Consider the following 16,583-nt stretch of genomic DNA (forward strand, 5'->3'; position numbering starts at 1 on the left):
TGACGGCGTGAACGCCTTATCCGGCCTACACAGGCCCGGTAAGCGTAGGCCGGATAAGCGCAGTGCTATCCGGCAAAACAACTTACTCGCCCTTCTTCGCCGCCTGGATATAGAGCATTTCTAATGCCAGCGTCGCGGCCGCCAGAGCGGTGATCTCCGACTGATCGTAAGCCGGCGCGACTTCCACTACATCCATACCGACAATGTTCAGATCTTTCAGACCGCGTACCAGCTTAATGGCGCGATCGGAGGTCAAACCGCCGATCACCGGCGTACCGGTGCCAGGCGCAAACGCCGGGTCCAGACAGTCGATATCAAAGGTCAGATAGACCGGCATATCGCCGACGATCTGTTTCACCTGAGCGAGAATATCATCCACGCCGCGATCGTTGACCTGGCAGGCATCCAGCACGGTAAAGCCATTGTCTTTGTCAAACTCAGTGCGAATACCGATCTGTACCGAATGATGCGGATCGATCAGGCCTTCTTTCGGCGCGGTGTAGAACATCGTGCCGTGATCGAATTCGCAGCCGTTAGCGTAGGTATCGGTATGCGCGTCAAAATGTACCAGCGCCATTTTGCCAAAATGTTTCGCGTGGGCGCGCAGCAGCGGCAGCGTAACGAAGTGGTCGCCGCCGAAAGAGAGCATACGCTTGCCTGCAGACAGCAGCTTTTCAGCGTGCGCCTGTAATTTTTCACTCATTTCACGGGCATCGCCAAACGCATACACCAAATCGCCGCAGTCCACAACGTTCAGGCGCTCGCGCATGTCAAAATTCCACGGGAAACGGTGATGTTCCCAGGCGAGGTTGGTCGACACCTGACGGATCGCCGCCGGGCCATGACGACCGCCAGCGCGACCGGACGTTGCCATATCAAACGGTACGCCAGTGATCACCCAGTCGGCATCGCTGTCATACGGCTGGAAGTTCATTGGCAGACGTAAAAAACCAAACGCATTAGAAACCAGTGAGTTATCGTACTGATGACCTAAGGTGCTCATGTCCTGACCTCTTTTAGAGTCGTTGCATTAAAACAGATGAAAAAAATCCCCTCCGCGTCGTTAAACCCGACGAGGAAGGGATTGATTTGTAAATCGCTATTGCGGCGAATTATCGCCGTTAATTCATACGGGTTCAAGTGAGTATAGCATTCTGCCGGGTGGCGGCTTTACCTTATCCAGCCTGCATTCGTAGGCCCGGTAAGCGCAGCGCCACCGGGCATCAACGACTACTCATCTTCAAGATAAGTATAACCGTACAGTCCCGCTTCAAATTCCTCAAGGAACTGCTGCTGCAACGCATCGTCCAGATCCGTCTGTTTTACCTGGTCACGGAAATGCGTTAACAGCGTTTTTGGATCCAGTTGCACATATTGCAGCATATCCGCAACGGTATCGCCTTCGTCCGACAGCTCAACCTCGACGCTACCATCCGGGAAGACAAACACGTCAACCGCTTCAGTATCGCCAAACAGGTTGTGCATGTTACCGAGGATCTCCTGATAGGCGCCGACCATAAAGAAGCCGAGCATCGGCGGATTCTCTGGATCGTATTCCGGCATCGGCATCGTCGTGGCGATACCGTCGCCATCGATATAGTGGTCGATAGCGCCATCGGAATCACAGGTAATATCCAGCAGCACGGCACGACGTTCCGGTACCTGATCTAACCCTTCCAGCGGCAGTACCGGGAAGAGCTGATCGATTCCCCACGCGTCCGGCATCGACTGGAACAGCGAGAAGTTGACGTACATTTTGTCCGCCATTCGCTCTTGCAGTTCGTCGATAATTGGACGATGCGCACGGTTTTGCGGGTCCAGTTGCTTCTGCACTTCATGGCACATGCTGAGATAAAGTTGCTCCGCCCAGGCGCGCTCCTGCAAACTAAACGCGCCGGAAGAGTAGCCGATATGAATATCGTGCAGATCCATTTGGCTATCATGCAGCCATTCACGCAGCGAGCGGCGGGTGCCTGGCTTATGCATCTCCTGCCAGGTTTCCCACAGATTTTGCAGCGCGCGCGGCGCATCTTCAGCAGGGGCAGTCGGATCCGTGTATTCGTTACGCTCCACGCCGATAATGTTAGAGACCAGTACCGTATGGTGCGCAGTGACGGCGCGGCCAGACTCGGTAATCACCGTCGGATGCGGTAAACCATGCTCTTCGCAGGCATCGCCAATCGCCCAGATGATGTTATTGGCATATTCGTTCAGGCCATAGTTCACCGAACAGTCGGACTGCGAACGGGTACCTTCATAATCCACGCCCAGACCGCCGCCCACGTCGAAGCACTGGATATTAACGCCCAGCTTATGCAGCTCAACATAGAAACGCGCGGATTCGCGCACGCCGGTCGCGATATCGCGAATGTTCGCCATCTGCGATCCCAGGTGGAAGTGCAACAGTTGCAGACTGTCCAGACGCCCGGCGTCACGCAGGGTCTCCACCAGTTGCAGCACCTGGGTTGCCGCCAGGCCGAATTTTGATTTTTCGCCGCCGGAGGATTGCCACTTACCGGACCCCTGAGAAGCCAGACGCGCACGCACGCCCAGGCGAGGAACCACGTTCAGGCGCTCGGCCTCTTCCAGCACAATCGCGATTTCAGACATCTTTTCGATGACCAGATAAACCTTATGGCCCATCTTCTCGCCAATCAGCGCCAGCCGAATGTATTCACGGTCTTTATAACCATTACAGACGATCACGCTACGGGTCATGCCGGCATGCGCCAGCACCGCCATCAATTCCGCTTTCGACCCCGCTTCCAGCCCCAACGGTTCACCGGAATGGATAAGGGACTCTATCACGCGGCGATGCTGATTGACCTTAATCGGGTAAACGAGGAAGTAGTCGCCGTTATAACCGTAAGATTCACGCGCACGCTTAAACGCCGCGTTAATTGAACGCAAACGGTGTTGCAGGATCTGTGGGAAGCAGAACAGCGCCGGCAGACGCTGACCTTGCGCTTCGCGCGCTTTCACCAGTTTGGCAAGATCGACACGCGCTTCCGGTACGTCGGGATCGGGGCATACGCTGATATGGCCCAGCTCGTTGACGTCGTAGTAGTTATTGCCCCACCAGGCAATATTGTAAGTGCGCAGCATCTTGCTGGCTTCCTGGGAGCTCATTGCAACCTCCTGCATGGAGCGTAGTACACCCTGTTCGCCTGCTGACGAAGGCGACCCCATAGACATGTCGTCAGACATAGCGAACCTCAATTTTTATTAGCAAGTGTAAAACAGTTGACTACTATCGCAATCCGAAGACGCGATAACAACCCATAGACAAGCGGATTTTCCAGCAGATAGCGCTGATGCTCCGCCTGCGCGACCGGTTTCTTTTTCATATCATTGTAAACACGTAACCGAACTCACAGATAACGATTCGGCGAAACCACGAGAAAACTCTTGCGTTAACAAGAGCGCCCTTGTTCAGTCTTCAGCGCCATTGCCGGCTCTGGAATCCTGAGAAGCGCCGAGATGGGTATAACATCGGCAGGTATGCAAAGCAGAGATGCAGATTGCGGGGGACATGCGCGCACCAGAACGATGCGACAGATTCAGCAGAATACAACGGTTCATTATCTCGTATCACCTCCACGGCCGCCTCGTAAGACGAACCCACAAGCCAAAGCAACGTTTTAACCCGGCTGGAAGTGGCGACACGAAGAAAACGTCGTGTGCTTTTGTATGAGCCGCGCGTCGCGTTTTATACCCAGAACGCAGAAAAAAAGCAAAGCATAAATGCGCATAATGTCAGCATTATCAGAAACGTTTACCGCCTGATTTTGACCAACATTGCGACGGCCTTCAAAAAAAGCTGGAAATTGGGCGAAGAAGTGACCTAAAATAGCCGTCCAGATGTTAATCCATCCATACCGATTAACACTCAGACTGCCAGTGTCAGTGACCTTCAGACTCATGGTAGAATCTTCTGTCATGACTATTCCGCACAACAGTTTGAGCTAACTAAATTCTCCTTAGGTGAAATTAAATATGGCAAAACACCTTTTTACGTCTGAGTCCGTATCAGAAGGGCATCCTGACAAAATCGCAGACCAAATCTCTGATGCCGTGTTGGACGCTATCCTGCAACAGGATCCGAAAGCACGCGTCGCCTGTGAAACCTACGTTAAAACCGGCATGGTTTTAGTTGGCGGTGAGATCACCACCAGCGCCTGGGTCGATATCGAAGAGATTACCCGTAATACGGTGCGCGAAATTGGCTATGTGCATTCCGACATGGGCTTTGACGCCAACTCTTGCGCGGTACTGAGCGCAATTGGCAAACAGTCTCCGGATATCAACCAGGGCGTTGACCGCGCAGACCCGCTGGAACAAGGCGCGGGCGACCAGGGCCTGATGTTTGGCTACGCGACAAATGAAACCGACGTACTGATGCCTGCGCCAATCACCTACGCGCACCGTCTGGTACAGCGTCAGGCTGAAGTGCGTAAAAATGGCACCCTGCCATGGTTGCGTCCGGATGCAAAAAGCCAGGTCACTTTCCAGTATGACGACGGCAAAATCGTCGGTATCGACGCCGTGGTTCTCTCTACGCAGCACGCAGAAGATATCGACCAAAAATCGCTGCAAGAAGCGGTGATGGAAGAGATCATCAAACCCATTCTGCCGTCTGAATGGTTAAATACGTCCACTAAGTTTTTTATCAACCCAACCGGGCGTTTTGTTATCGGCGGCCCGATGGGCGATTGCGGTCTGACCGGTCGTAAGATCATCGTTGATACCTACGGCGGTATGGCGCGTCACGGCGGCGGCGCCTTCTCCGGTAAAGATCCGTCTAAAGTTGACCGTTCTGCAGCTTACGCTGCGCGTTATGTCGCGAAAAACATCGTGGCGGCAGGTCTGGCGGATCGCTGTGAAATCCAGGTCTCCTACGCTATCGGCGTAGCGGAGCCGACGTCCATCATGGTGGAAACGTTCGGTACTGAAAAAGTGCCTGCTGAACAGTTGATTCTGCTGGTGCGCGAATTCTTCGACCTGCGCCCGTACGGCTTGATTCAGATGCTGGATCTGCTGCACCCGATCTACAAAGAAACTGCGGCTTACGGCCACTTCGGCCGCGAAAACTTCCCATGGGAAAAAACCGACAAAGCGCAACTGCTGCGCGATGCTGCCGGTCTGAAATAATCGCCCGCGCCTGACGCTGTTTTTCAGTCAGGTAAACCATACCGTACTTATCAAGGCCAGCGCCCTGCTGGCCTTTATCATTGCTGATACACGCAACGTTATCAGATATTCCAGCGTGAATTTATACTGACCTTTTTGTGATGCGCAGCACAATCCACTCTCCCCTTTCGTTTCTTCGACTACACTTTTTATCATTCAGTTTCAGTCATCATGAAAGCGGTTACATTTATTTTCATTAAGAACTGACCACATCACTATCGGTATGCTAATTCTGCGATGAAAATATTACATAATTTTTCAACTTTGTCTGAATAGCAGGCGATTGATATGGTTATAAGATTATTAAAACTATTATTTTTCAGATAATTAAATAATCACCGAGATAAATAGTAGTGTAAACGATTACACCATTGTGATTAGCCTCACATCTTTTTACGGCGTACTCACCTACTCTTAACATCGATAAAATTGCTAACCCAACCGGAGGGCATAATGCCTGACAATAAAAAACAAGGGCGTTCCAACAAGGCCATGACATTTTTTGTCTGCTTTCTTGCAGCCCTGGCAGGATTACTTTTTGGCCTGGATATCGGCGTTATCGCCGGTGCTTTACCCTTCATTACCGACGAGTTTCAGATTACCGCACACACTCAGGAATGGGTGGTCAGCTCCATGATGTTTGGCGCGGCCGTCGGCGCTGTCGGCAGCGGCTGGCTCTCCTTTAAGCTGGGTCGTAAAAAAAGCCTGATGATCGGCGCTATCCTGTTCGTCGCCGGTTCGCTGTTCTCCGCTGCGGCGCCTAACGTTGAAGTCCTGATTATTTCTCGCGTGCTGCTGGGTCTGGCCGTCGGCGTCGCTTCCTACACTGCACCGTTGTACCTGTCCGAGATCGCGCCGGAAAAAATTCGCGGCAGTATGATCTCAATGTACCAACTCATGATCACCATCGGGATTCTGGGCGCTTATCTGTCCGATACCGCGTTCAGCTACAGCGGCGCATGGCGCTGGATGCTCGGCGTGATCATCATCCCGGCCATTCTGCTGCTGATCGGCGTCTTCTTCCTGCCGGACAGCCCGCGCTGGTTTGCGGCGAAACGCCGTTTCCATGATGCTGAACGCGTCCTGTTGCGCCTGCGTGACACCAGTGCGGAAGCAAAACGTGAGCTCGATGAAATTCGCGAAAGTTTGCAGGTTAAACAGAGCGGTTGGGCGCTGTTCAAAGAGAACAGCAACTTCCGCCGCGCCGTGTTTCTTGGCATTTTGTTGCAGGTCATGCAGCAATTTACCGGGATGAACGTCATCATGTATTACGCGCCGAAAATCTTCGAACTGGCGGGGTACACGAATACCACGGAGCAGATGTGGGGCACCGTTATTGTTGGTCTGACTAACGTCCTGGCAACCTTCATCGCTATCGGCCTGGTTGACCGCTGGGGCCGCAAGCCGACCCTGACGCTGGGCTTCCTGGTCATGGCGATTGGTATGGGGATTCTGGGTACGATGATGCACATCGGCATCCATTCGCCGTCTGCGCAATACTTCGCTATCGCTATGCTGCTGATGTTCATCATTGGATTTGCGATGAGTGCTGGTCCGCTGATTTGGGTACTGTGCTCCGAAATCCAGCCGCTGAAAGGCCGCGATTTCGGCATCACCTGCTCCACCGCGACCAACTGGATCGCCAATATGATCGTCGGCGCAACGTTCCTGACCATGCTGAACAATCTGGGTAACGCCAACACCTTCTGGGTCTACGCTGGCCTGAACGTACTGTTTATCCTGCTGACCCTGTGGCTGGTGCCGGAAACCAAACACGTTTCGCTGGAACACATTGAACGTAACCTGATGAAAGGTCGTAAACTGCGCGAAATCGGCGCCCACGACTAATCCCTCCACGCTTCCTCCTGCCACAGGAGGAAGCGTTTTTCTTGCAGTCCCTCTTCCGTCGCACTATTCTCTGCCGCTATGAAAACCCCTCGTCTCCCTATCGCTATCCAGCAGGCCGTGATGCGCCGTCTGCGGGAAAATCTCGCCCAGGCGAACCTCAAGCTCGATAGACATTATCCGGAGCCGAAACTGGTGTATACGCAACGCGGCACCTCGGCGGGCACCGCCTGGCTGGAGAGCTACGAAATCCGCCTCAACCCGGTGTTACTGCTGGAAAACATCGACACATTTATTGCAGAGGTCGTGCCGCATGAACTGGCGCATCTGTTGGTGTGGAAGCACTTCGGACGCAAGGCTCCGCATGGCAAGGAATGGAAGTGGATGATGGAAAGCGTGCTGGGCGTTCCGGCCAGACGTACTCATCAATTTGCGCTGCAATCCGTACGGCGCAATACCTTTCCCTACCATTGCCAATGCCAGCAACATCAACTCACCGTCCGCCGTCATAATCGGGTAGTACGCGGCGAAGCGGTTTATCGTTGCGTTCACTGCGGCGAACCACTGGTCGCCGGGTAGTTTCCCGAAACGTCCGGGAACTTTCCTGAGCGGACTGATTGCATACAGACACAACTTTCGTTACGTTGCGGGCTCGTTTTGCTATGGAGTGTGCAATGTACCGTAATTTTTCTTTTGCCGCTGCGTTGCTGGCCGCAGCGTTTTCAGACCAGGCCCTGGCCGATGGCATTAACAATTTTTCTCAGGCCAAAGCGGCGAGCGTCAAAGTCAATGCTGACGCGCCCGGCAGCTTTTACTGCGGGTGCCAAATCCGCTGGCAGGGTAAAAAAGGCGTCGTAGACCTGGAGTCCTGCGGCTATAAGGTGCGTAAAAACGAGAATCGCGCCAGACGCATTGAGTGGGAGCACGTTGTCCCCGCCTGGCAATTCGGTCATCAGCGCCAGTGCTGGCAGGACGGCGGGCGAAAAAACTGCGCTAAAGACCCTGTCTACCGCAAAATGGAAAGCGATATGCATAACCTGCAACCCGCGATTGGCGAAGTGAATGGCGATCGCGGCAACTTTATGTATAGCCAGTGGAACGGCGGCGAAGGTCAGTACGGGCAATGCGCCATGAAAGTGGATTTTAAAGCGAAAATCGCCGAGCCGCCCGCCCGCGCCCGTGGCGCAATCGCCCGCACTTATTTTTATATGCGCGACCAATACCAACTGAAACTTTCCCGCCAACAAACGCAGCTTTTTAACGTCTGGGATAAGCAGTACCCCGTTACCGCCTGGGAGTGCGAGCGCGATGCGCGTATCGCGAAGGTCCAGGGTAATCATAATCCCTATGTGCAACGCGCTTGCCAGGCGCGAAAGAGCTAACCTACACTAGCGGGATTCTTGTTAACCCATGCCCTGGATAGCCAAACGCCGGGGCCATGACGCGGATTTTTTTATTATGCGTATTCCCCGCATTTATCACCCTGAATTGTTGACGTCCGGTACGCAGATTTCGTTATGCGAAGATGCGGCCAACCATATTGGTCGTGTACTGCGCATGGGAGCGGGACAAGCGTTACAGCTGTTTGACGGCAGCAATCAGGTATTCGATGCTGAAATCATTAGCGCCACTAAGAAAAGCGTTGAAGTGCAAGTGATGAAAGGCGAAATCGACGATCGTGAATCGCCGCTACATATCCATCTGGGCCAGGTGATGTCGCGCGGTGAAAAAATGGAATTTACTATCCAGAAATCGATCGAACTAGGTGTAAGCCTCATTACGCCACTGTTCTCTGAGCGCTGCGGCGTTAAACTGGATAATGAACGTCTGAACAAAAAGCGCCAGCAGTGGCAAAAGATCGCCATCGCCGCCTGCGAACAATGCGGGCGTAACCGGGTGCCGGAAATTCGCCCGCCGATGGCGCTGGAAGCCTGGTGCGCCGAGCAAGATTCCGGGCTGAAGCTCAATCTTCATCCGCGCGCCCATGCCAGCATCAACACTCTGCCGCTGCCGGTTGAACGCGTCCGACTGCTGATCGGCCCGGAAGGCGGGCTGTCGGCGGACGAAATCGCGATGACCGCGCGCTATCAGTTTACTGATATTCTGTTAGGACCTCGCGTTCTGCGTACTGAGACAACCGCGCTCACCGCCATTACCGCGCTACAGGTGCGTTTTGGCGACTTAGGATGAAGCGTTAACGGAGAAAATAATGATCAAGCTCGGCATCGTGATGGACCCCATCGCACACATCAACATCAAGAAAGACACCAGTTTCGCTATGCTGCTGGAAGCCCAACGTCGTGGTTATGAACTTCATTATATGGAGATGGCCGACCTTTATCTGATTAACAGCGAAGCCCGCGCCCGCACGCGAACGTTGAGCGTGGAGCAAAATTACGATAAATGGTACGAGTTCGGCAGCGAGCAGGAGATTAAACTCGCCGACCTCGACGTTATCCTGATGCGTAAAGATCCGCCGTTTGATACCGAGTTTATTTATGCGACCTATATTCTGGAACGCGCTGAAGAGGAAGGGACGCTGATCGTCAACAAACCGCAAAGCCTGCGCGACTGTAATGAAAAACTGTATACTGCCTGGTTTGCCGATCTGACGCCGGAAACGCTGGTAACGCGCAATAAAGCGCAGCTCAAAGCGTTTTGGGAAAAGCACGGCGATATCATTATGAAACCGCTGGACGGTATGGGCGGCGCGTCCATTTTCCGCGTTAAGAAAGGCGATCCTAACATAGGCGTTATTGCCGAAACGCTGACCGAGCTGGGCAACCGCTACTGCATGGCGCAGAACTATCTGCCCGCGATCAAAGATGGCGATAAGCGCGTACTGGTCGTCGACGGCGAGCCGGTGCCTTACTGCCTGGCGCGTATTCCGCAGGGCGGCGAAACCCGCGGCAACCTGGCGGCTGGTGGTCGCGGCGAACCCCGTCCGTTGAGCGAAAGCGATTGGGAAATCGCCCGCCGCGTTGGGCCAACGCTTAAAGCCAAAGGGCTTATTTTCGTCGGTCTGGATATTATCGGCGACCGCTTAACGGAAATTAACGTGACCAGCCCAACCTGCGTGCGTGAAATTGAAGCGGAATACCCGCTCTCTATCACCGGGATGTTGATGGACGCCATCGAAGCGCGTCTGGCGAAGTAAACGTTTATAGCCCGGTGGCGTGCGCTTACCGGGCCTGAGCAATCACGCCGCCCCGGTCGGATAAGGCGGCGCATCAGCATCGCCATCCGGCAATCTATTGCCCGATAAGGCCGCCGTCCTTTGGCAAAAGACGGCTTATATGAGTGACAACCGTCCGCTTTCCCCACATACTGAACACTGTCGTTTTTTTGAACCAGGAAACAGAACCTCTGACAATGAATTTACAGCATCACTTTCTTATTGCCATGCCTGCGCTCCAGGACCCGATTTTCCGCCGTTCCGTGGTGTATATTTGCGAACACAACCAGGACGGCGCTATGGGGATTATTGTTAATAAGCCTTTGGAAAATCTGCAAATTGAAGGGATTCTGGAAAAATTAAAAATTACGCCGGAACCGCGCGATTCGGCAATTCGTCTTGATAAAGCCGTCATGCTCGGCGGCCCGCTGGCGGAAGATCGCGGATTTATTCTCCATACTCCACCGTCACGTTTCGCCTCCAGCATTCGTATCTCAGACAATACCGTGATTACCACCTCCCGCGATGTGCTGGAAACGTTAGGTACCCAACAACAGCCTTCCGATGTGCTGGTCGCGCTGGGCTACGCCTCCTGGGATAAAGGCCAGCTTGAACAAGAGTTGCTTGATAACGCCTGGCTTACCGCGCCCGCCGATCTCAATATTTTGTTCAAAACGCCCATTGCCGAGCGCTGGCGCGAAGCGGCAAAACTTATTGGCATTGATATTCTGACCATGCCTGGCGTTGCGGGGCACGCCTGATGAGCGGCACCTTACTGGCCTTTGACTTCGGCACAAAAAGCATCGGCGTTGCAATAGGACAACGCATTACCGGCACCGCCCGTCCGCTTCCGGCAATCAAAGCACAGGACGGCACGCCCGACTGGACGCTCATTGAACGTTTGCTGAAAGAGTGGCAGCCAGACGAAATTATTGTCGGGCTACCGCTTAATATGGATGGCACTGAACAACCGCTGACGGCGCGCGCACGTAAATTCGCCAACCGTATTCATGGGCGTTTCGGGGTAACTGTCACGCTGCACGATGAACGACTCAGCACCGTTGAAGCACGCTCCGGTCTGTTTGAACGAGGTGGGTATCGCGCGCTGAACAAAGGCAAAGTGGACTCGGCCTCCGCCGTGATTATCCTCGAAAGCTATTTTGAACAGGGGTATTAAAGCCGTTTTTGTCAGCAGGCGGATAACGCGGTCACGGTTGCCAGGCTTACTGGGCAATACGCTGGTTTAATGCCTTCAACGCCTGTAAACGCGCAGCCGCCTCCGCCTCATCAATCCGCCACATTCCCGCAAAGGCCAGCGCTGCGGCGTGCTTGCCTAGCGGTTGCGCCATAGAAACTTCACCATCAGCGTGATGCCACAGCACGTATCCCCGCTGGCGCTGCTGCGCCACATGCGGCGCCAGATTACGCCACTGCTCCGGAGTAAAGCGCTGCATTAGCGCCTCATCGCTTTCTGCCGCCAGTAACGCTACCCCTGGTACCGACTGCCAGGCCGGGCACATGCGAAACCCCGCCAACGCCTGACTTCCCTGCGAACCCGGCGTAGAGTGATAAATATAGATAATCTGGTCCTCCCATAGCACGCCTAATGCCACCACGATGTCTCTGGGCGCATGTCGCTCAAGGATAGGCAACGCATGGGAGAACAGCGCTGAACCGCGAATCGCCTGCGCCGCCAAAGCATGAATGCCTGGCCCGGGTAAATAGCGTCGGTGCTCATCCTGCATCGTGAGTCCAATAGAGGCCATCGTCATTAACAGGCGATTAACGCGCGTGGTATTAATATCCATCAACCGGGCAAGCTCGCGACATCCGATAGCACGGTCGCTGGAGACCAGATATTGCAGACAGCGAATGCCATCTATCAGGCTTTGATTCGGTTGTGATGACATCGTTAAATGGCTTCGCTGTGGTTTTAACAAAGCTGCGATTTTAACGCCGGTTCGCCAGGATACAAGCCTGTATACCGTTCAATCCACCGCGCCAGTCAACACTTTACAACGCCCCTACGCCGCCATGTTCGCTACAGCCGTCCCTGCGCCTGACGCCATTGCGCGCTCTGGGCGAATGTCATCATCCCCTGCTGCTGCCCGGTTTGTATCACGTGGGCCAACTGATGGAGTTTGCCTTCACGGATCAAATTCCCTGTGGCTGGCGTATTAATCAGTAATTCAAACAACGCCACGCGCCCCTCCTGCCTGTCGACCTCCAGTTTTTGCGATAGTACAGCGCGCAGACTACCCGCCAGTTGACTGCGTACCGGTTCTTTTTCCTGCGCCGGAAAACTATCCACTAATCTTTCCACCGCCTGCGCCGCACCGCGAGTATGCAGGGTTGCCAGTACCAGATGCCCCGTTTCCGCCGCCGTCAGCGCCAGGCGAATGGTCTCGCTGTCACGCAGCTCTCCCAGCAAAATGACATCGGGATCTTCACGCAACGCCGCGCGCAGCCCGGCGGCAAAAGTGGCGCAATGCTGGCCGATTTCCCGCTGCTGTATCAGGCAACGCTTGCTGGTGTAACGGTACTCAATAGGATCTTCCAGCGTCAGGATGTGTTTATCGGCATGTTGATTAAGATGTCCCACCATCGCCGCCATCGTGGTGGACTTCCCGCAGCCAGTAGCGCCAGTGACCAGAATCAGTCCGTTCTCGCTGGCAAGTAGTGCGGGTACTATCGGCGGCGTCTGGATTTCCGCCAGATCAGGACAACGCTCGGGCAATAGCCGTAGCGCCAGCGACGTTCCCTGTTGATGTGTGAACGCACTGGCGCGCAGGCGCCGCGTGCCAGACAGCGAGACGGCGAAATCAAGCTGGCCGTGCGTTCGCCACTGATATTGTTGCGCATCATTAAGCCAATCAAGCAGAAGCCTGTCGACATCAGGCGCGGTAAAAGGCGCGTTCTCCATGCGTCCTTGTTTGCGCCATCGCGCAGGCCAGGCGTTACACAGGTGTAGATCCGAGACGTTATGCTTTACACTAAGCGTCACAATTTCTTCCATATTCATATAAACATCCTCGGAAAATGAACGATATCGCGCATAACCTGGCATACATCCGGGACAAAATCTCCGCCGCGGCGACGCGTTGCGGCCGCTCTTCAGAAGAAGTTACGTTGCTTGCAGTGAGTAAAACCAAACCTGCGAGCGACATCGCAGAAGCCATTGCCGCCGGACAACGGGCATTTGGTGAAAATTATGTACAAGAGGGGGTGGAAAAAATCCGCCACTTTCAGGAAGCGAAAGTGGAAGGCCTGCACTGGCACTTTATTGGCCCTTTACAGTCCAACAAAAGTCGGCTGGTGGCCGAGCATTTTGACTGGTGTCATACCATCGATCGCCTGCGTATCGCCTCGCGGCTGAGCGAACAGCGTCCGGATAATCTGCCGGCGCTAAATGTTCTGATCCAAATTAATATCAGCGATGAAAACAGCAAATCAGGCATTCCGCTGGCGGAACTGGATGAGCTGGCCGCGGCGGTGGCAACACTGCCGCGTCTGCGGCTTCGCGGACTGATGGCGATCCCGGCGCCAGAGTCAGATTATGTAAGGCAGTTTGAAGTCGCACGTCAAATGGCTGTAGCATTTGCCGGGCTGAAAGCGCGCTACCCTGACGTTGATACCCTATCTCTGGGTATGAGCGACGATATGGAAGCCGCGATTGCGGCAGGTAGCACAATGGTGCGCATCGGCACCGCTATCTTTGGTGCTCGTGATTACACAAAAAATTAAGGAAAACTGAGGAACGCCATGAATACGTTGACCTTCCTGCTCTCAACGGTAATTGAGCTGTATACCATGGTGCTATTATTGCGCGTGTGGATGCAGTGGGCCCGCTGTGACTTTTACAACCCTTTCTCCCAGTTCGTGGTGAAAATTACGCAGCCCATCATCGGACCGCTGCGTCGTATTATCCCGCCAATGGGGCCGATTGACAGCGCTTCCCTGCTGGTGGCGTTTATTCTTAGCGTTATTAAGGCGATAGTGCTGTTTAAGGTCATTACGTTTCAGGCGATTATCTGGATTGCCGCGGTGCTTATCTTGCTTAAAACAATCGGCCTGCTGATCTTCTGGGTGCTGCTGGTCATGGCTATCATGAGCTGGGTGAGCCAGGGTCGTAGCCCGATTGAATATGTATTGATTCAGCTTGCCGAGCCGCTGCTCAGCCCGATTCGCCGTATACTGCCTGCGATGGGCGGCATCGACTTCTCGCCGATGGTTCTGGTGCTGCTGCTGTATGTCGTTAATATGGGGATCGCTGAAGTCTTACAAGCGACGGGCAACATGTTGCTGCCGGGGCTGTGGATGGCGTTATGAGTGCTGTGACTCGCTGCGAAGACGGTCTGGTGTTACGGCTTTATATTCAGCCGAAAGCCAGCCGCGACAGTATTGTGGGCTTACATGGCGACGAGGTGAAAGTCGCCATTACCGCCCCGCCGGTTGACGGTCAGGCAAACAGCCATCTGATCAAGTTTCTCGGTAAACAGTTTCGCGTGGCGAAAAGTCAGATCGTCATCGAAAAAGGCGAGCTGGGCCGTCACAAACAGGTAAAAATTATTCACCCGCAACAGATCCCGCCGGAAATTGCGGCGTTAACTGAGTAGGTATTCCATGCAAAAAGTTGTTCTCGCAACCGGCAACGCCGGTAAAGTGCGCGAGCTCGCGTCGCTGTTAAGCGATTTTGGGCTTGATGTGGTAGCGCAAACGGAACTGGGCGTTGACTCCGCGGAAGAAACCGGCCTGACGTTTATTGAAAACGCGATTCTCAAAGCGCGCCATGCCGCTAAAATGACCGGTCTGCCCGCCATTGCCGATGACTCCGGTCTGGCCGTTGACGTTTTAGGCGGCGCGCCGGGTATCTATTCCGCGCGCTATTCTGGCGAAAACGCGACAGATCAGCAAAATCTGGAAAAACTGCTGCATACTCTACGAGATGTTCCGGACGACAAACGCCAGGCGCGATTCCATTGTGTGCTGGTTTATTTGCGTCATGCCGAAGATCCCACACCGATAGTCTGTCACGGTAGCTGGCCTGGCGTCATTACTCGCCAGGCGGCCGGAAATGGCGGATTTGGCTATGATCCCATTTTCTTCGTACCGTCTGAAGGCAAAACCGCCGCAGAACTGACCCGTGAAGAAAAAAGCGCGATTTCCCATCGTGGACAAGCGCTCAAGCTGCTGCTGGATGCGTTACGCAATGGCTAAACTACCGCCGCTCAGTCTTTATATTCATATTCCCTGGTGTGTACAAAAATGTCCATATTGCGACTTCAATTCCCATGCGTTGAAGGGTGAGGTGCCGCATGACGACTACGTCCAGCATCTGTTAAACGATCTGGACGCCGATGTCGCCTGGGCGCAAGGGCGTGAAGTAAAGACCATTTTTATTGGCGGCGGTACGCCAAGCCTGCTTTCCGGGCCGGCGATGCAAACGCTGCTGGACGGCGTGCGTGCGCGCCTGAATCTGGCGGCGGATGCGGAAATTACCATGGAAGCGAACCCCGGCACGGTCGAAGCCGACCGCTTCATCGACTATCAGCGCGCCGGCGTAAACCGGATCTCCATTGGCGTGCAGAGCTTTAGTGAGCCTAAGCTGAAACGTCTTGGCCGTATTCACGGTCCACAAGAGGCGATGCGGGCAGCAATACTGGCAAATGGGCTTGGGCTACGCAGCTTTAACCTCGACTTGATGCATGGATTGCCGGATCAAACGCTGGAAGAGGCGCTGAATGATTTGCGACAGGCGATTGCGCTTAATCCGCCGCATCTCTCATGGTATCAATTGACGATTGAACCCAACACTCTGTTCGGTTCGCGTCCGCCGGTTTTACCGGACGATGACGCACTGTGGGATATCTTTGAGCAGGGCCACCAGTTATTAACCGCTGCTGGCTATCAGCAATACGAAACGTCGGCCTATGCCAAACCCGGTTATCAGTGCCAGCATAATCTGAACTACTGGCGCTTTGGCGACTATCTGGGGATTGGCTGCGGCGCCCACGGTAAAGTCACCTTCCCGGGCGGCAGGATCCTGCGCACCACCAAAACCCGTCACCCACGCGGTTATATGCAGGGACGTTACCTGGAAAGCCAGCGTGACGTGAGTGATGACGATAAACCCTTTGAGTTCTTTATGAATCGTTTTCGGTTGCTGGAGCGCGCGCCTCGCGCCGAATTTGTCGACTACACCGGGCTTACGGAAGCGGTTATTCGTCAGCCAATCGACGAGGCTATTGCCCAGGGCTACCTGACCGAATGCGAGCAATACTGGCAGATTACCCGGCACGGTAAACTGTTTTTAAACTCTCTTCTTGAGTTGTTTCTCGCGGAATAACAAGGATAAGCCTGTCGCGCCAGCGGG

At 54.2% G+C, this 16,583-nt stretch carries 20 protein-coding genes; 13 read left to right on the plus strand and 7 right to left on the minus strand.

The window, feature by feature from the left end; genetic code table 11:
- Window positions 1–82: 82 nt before the first annotated feature.
- The 5 genes from speB to ACLD4F_RS10255 form a co-directional block, all read right to left on the minus strand.
- Window positions 83–1,003 carry an agmatinase gene (gene speB, locus ACLD4F_RS10235; protein WP_000105550.1) on the minus strand — a complete coding sequence of 307 codons (921 nt, stop codon included), beginning with the start codon at window positions 1,001–1,003 and terminating at the stop codon, window positions 83–85.
- A 227-nt stretch (window positions 1,004–1,230) separates the two neighbouring features.
- Window positions 1,231–3,207, minus strand: coding sequence for a biosynthetic arginine decarboxylase (gene speA, locus ACLD4F_RS10240; protein ID WP_001278580.1), 1,977 nt, complete (start codon window positions 3,205–3,207; stop codon window positions 1,231–1,233).
- Window positions 3,208–3,215: 8 nt separating this feature from the next.
- Window positions 3,216–3,347: an acid stress response protein YqgB gene (gene yqgB / locus ACLD4F_RS10245; protein WP_000729109.1), complete on the minus strand. Its 132-nt coding sequence runs from the start codon at window positions 3,345–3,347 to the stop codon at window positions 3,216–3,218.
- Between the two features lie 85 nt (window positions 3,348–3,432).
- The gene (locus tag ACLD4F_RS10250; RefSeq protein ID WP_001751809.1) at window positions 3,433–3,582 is read right to left on the minus strand and encodes a hypothetical protein; all 150 of its coding nucleotides are present in this window, start codon (window positions 3,580–3,582) and stop codon (window positions 3,433–3,435) included.
- A gap of 59 nt (window positions 3,583–3,641) precedes the next feature.
- A complete protein-coding gene (locus ACLD4F_RS10255) occupies window positions 3,642–3,941 on the minus strand; it encodes a hypothetical protein (RefSeq protein WP_023198014.1) in 300 nt (99 codons plus the stop codon).
- A gap of 55 nt (window positions 3,942–3,996) precedes the next feature.
- On the opposite strand from ACLD4F_RS10255, the gene metK reads away from it, so the two are divergent.
- The 8 genes from metK (at window position 3,997) to ruvX (ending at window position 11,387) form a co-directional block, all read left to right on the plus strand.
- Window positions 3,997–5,151, plus strand: a complete 1,155-nt coding sequence (gene metK / locus ACLD4F_RS10260; RefSeq protein WP_001062140.1) for a methionine adenosyltransferase — start codon at window positions 3,997–3,999, stop codon at window positions 5,149–5,151.
- 492 nt (window positions 5,152–5,643) lie between these two features.
- On the plus strand, window positions 5,644–7,038 hold the full coding sequence (gene galP / locus ACLD4F_RS10265; protein WP_001113171.1) for a galactose/proton symporter: 1,395 nt from the start codon (window positions 5,644–5,646) through the stop codon (window positions 7,036–7,038).
- Between the two features lie 78 nt (window positions 7,039–7,116).
- Window positions 7,117–7,614, plus strand: coding sequence for a SprT family zinc-dependent metalloprotease (locus tag ACLD4F_RS10270; RefSeq protein WP_000856775.1), 498 nt, complete (start codon window positions 7,117–7,119; stop codon window positions 7,612–7,614).
- 95 nt (window positions 7,615–7,709) lie between these two features.
- On the plus strand, window positions 7,710–8,417 hold the full coding sequence (endA, locus tag ACLD4F_RS10275) for a deoxyribonuclease I (protein WP_000286114.1): 708 nt from the start codon (window positions 7,710–7,712) through the stop codon (window positions 8,415–8,417).
- 76 nt (window positions 8,418–8,493) lie between these two features.
- Window positions 8,494–9,225: a 16S rRNA (uracil(1498)-N(3))-methyltransferase gene (gene rsmE / locus ACLD4F_RS10280; RefSeq protein WP_058331719.1), complete on the plus strand. Its 732-nt coding sequence runs from the start codon at window positions 8,494–8,496 to the stop codon at window positions 9,223–9,225.
- 19 nt (window positions 9,226–9,244) lie between these two features.
- A complete protein-coding gene (gene gshB / locus ACLD4F_RS10285) occupies window positions 9,245–10,192 on the plus strand; it encodes a glutathione synthase (protein WP_411010822.1) in 948 nt (315 codons plus the stop codon).
- A gap of 215 nt (window positions 10,193–10,407) precedes the next feature.
- Window positions 10,408–10,971, plus strand: a complete 564-nt coding sequence (locus ACLD4F_RS10290; RefSeq protein WP_001053171.1) for a YqgE/AlgH family protein — start codon at window positions 10,408–10,410, stop codon at window positions 10,969–10,971.
- The gene (ruvX, locus tag ACLD4F_RS10295; RefSeq protein WP_000017096.1) at window positions 10,971–11,387 is read left to right on the plus strand and encodes a Holliday junction resolvase RuvX; all 417 of its coding nucleotides are present in this window, start codon (window positions 10,971–10,973) and stop codon (window positions 11,385–11,387) included. The genes ACLD4F_RS10290 and ruvX overlap by 1 nt, the downstream gene beginning before the upstream one ends.
- A gap of 46 nt (window positions 11,388–11,433) precedes the next feature.
- Here the strand turns inward: ruvX and ACLD4F_RS10300 are convergent, their stop codons facing one another.
- Together ACLD4F_RS10300 and ACLD4F_RS10305 are read right to left on the minus strand one after the other, a co-directional pair.
- Window positions 11,434–12,120, minus strand: coding sequence for an IclR family transcriptional regulator (locus tag ACLD4F_RS10300; protein ID WP_411010823.1), 687 nt, complete (start codon window positions 12,118–12,120; stop codon window positions 11,434–11,436).
- Between the two features lie 131 nt (window positions 12,121–12,251).
- A complete protein-coding gene (locus ACLD4F_RS10305) occupies window positions 12,252–13,232 on the minus strand; it encodes a type IV pilus twitching motility protein PilT (RefSeq protein WP_079981320.1) in 981 nt (326 codons plus the stop codon).
- Window positions 13,233–13,249: 17 nt separating this feature from the next.
- Here ACLD4F_RS10305 and ACLD4F_RS10310 point away from each other — a divergent pair, with 17 nt between their 5' ends.
- Genes ACLD4F_RS10310 through hemW form a run of 5 tightly spaced genes read left to right on the plus strand, consistent with a single transcriptional unit; the run spans window position 13,250 to window position 16,556 of the window.
- A complete protein-coding gene (locus ACLD4F_RS10310) occupies window positions 13,250–13,954 on the plus strand; it encodes a YggS family pyridoxal phosphate-dependent enzyme (protein WP_000997812.1) in 705 nt (234 codons plus the stop codon).
- An 18-nt stretch (window positions 13,955–13,972) separates the two neighbouring features.
- A complete protein-coding gene (locus tag ACLD4F_RS10315; protein ID WP_001094848.1) occupies window positions 13,973–14,539 on the plus strand; it encodes a YggT family protein in 567 nt (188 codons plus the stop codon).
- Window positions 14,536–14,826 (plus strand): DUF167 family protein YggU, encoded by a 291-nt coding sequence (gene yggU, locus ACLD4F_RS10320; protein WP_001277203.1) that lies wholly within the window; start codon window positions 14,536–14,538, stop codon window positions 14,824–14,826. The genes ACLD4F_RS10315 and yggU overlap by 4 nt, the downstream gene beginning before the upstream one ends.
- Window positions 14,827–14,833: 7 nt before the next feature.
- On the plus strand, window positions 14,834–15,427 hold the full coding sequence (locus tag ACLD4F_RS10325) for an XTP/dITP diphosphatase (RefSeq protein WP_001174769.1): 594 nt from the start codon (window positions 14,834–14,836) through the stop codon (window positions 15,425–15,427).
- Window positions 15,420–16,556: a radical SAM family heme chaperone HemW gene (gene hemW / locus ACLD4F_RS10330; protein WP_023138753.1), complete on the plus strand. Its 1,137-nt coding sequence runs from the start codon at window positions 15,420–15,422 to the stop codon at window positions 16,554–16,556. The genes ACLD4F_RS10325 and hemW overlap by 8 nt, the downstream gene beginning before the upstream one ends.
- Window positions 16,557–16,583: the final 27 nt, after the last annotated feature.

Origin of the sequence: Salmonella sp. 741265050_HSA, from assembly GCF_046569445.1 — a bacterium.
Lineage (GTDB): Bacteria > Pseudomonadota > Gammaproteobacteria > Enterobacterales > Enterobacteriaceae > Salmonella > Salmonella enterica.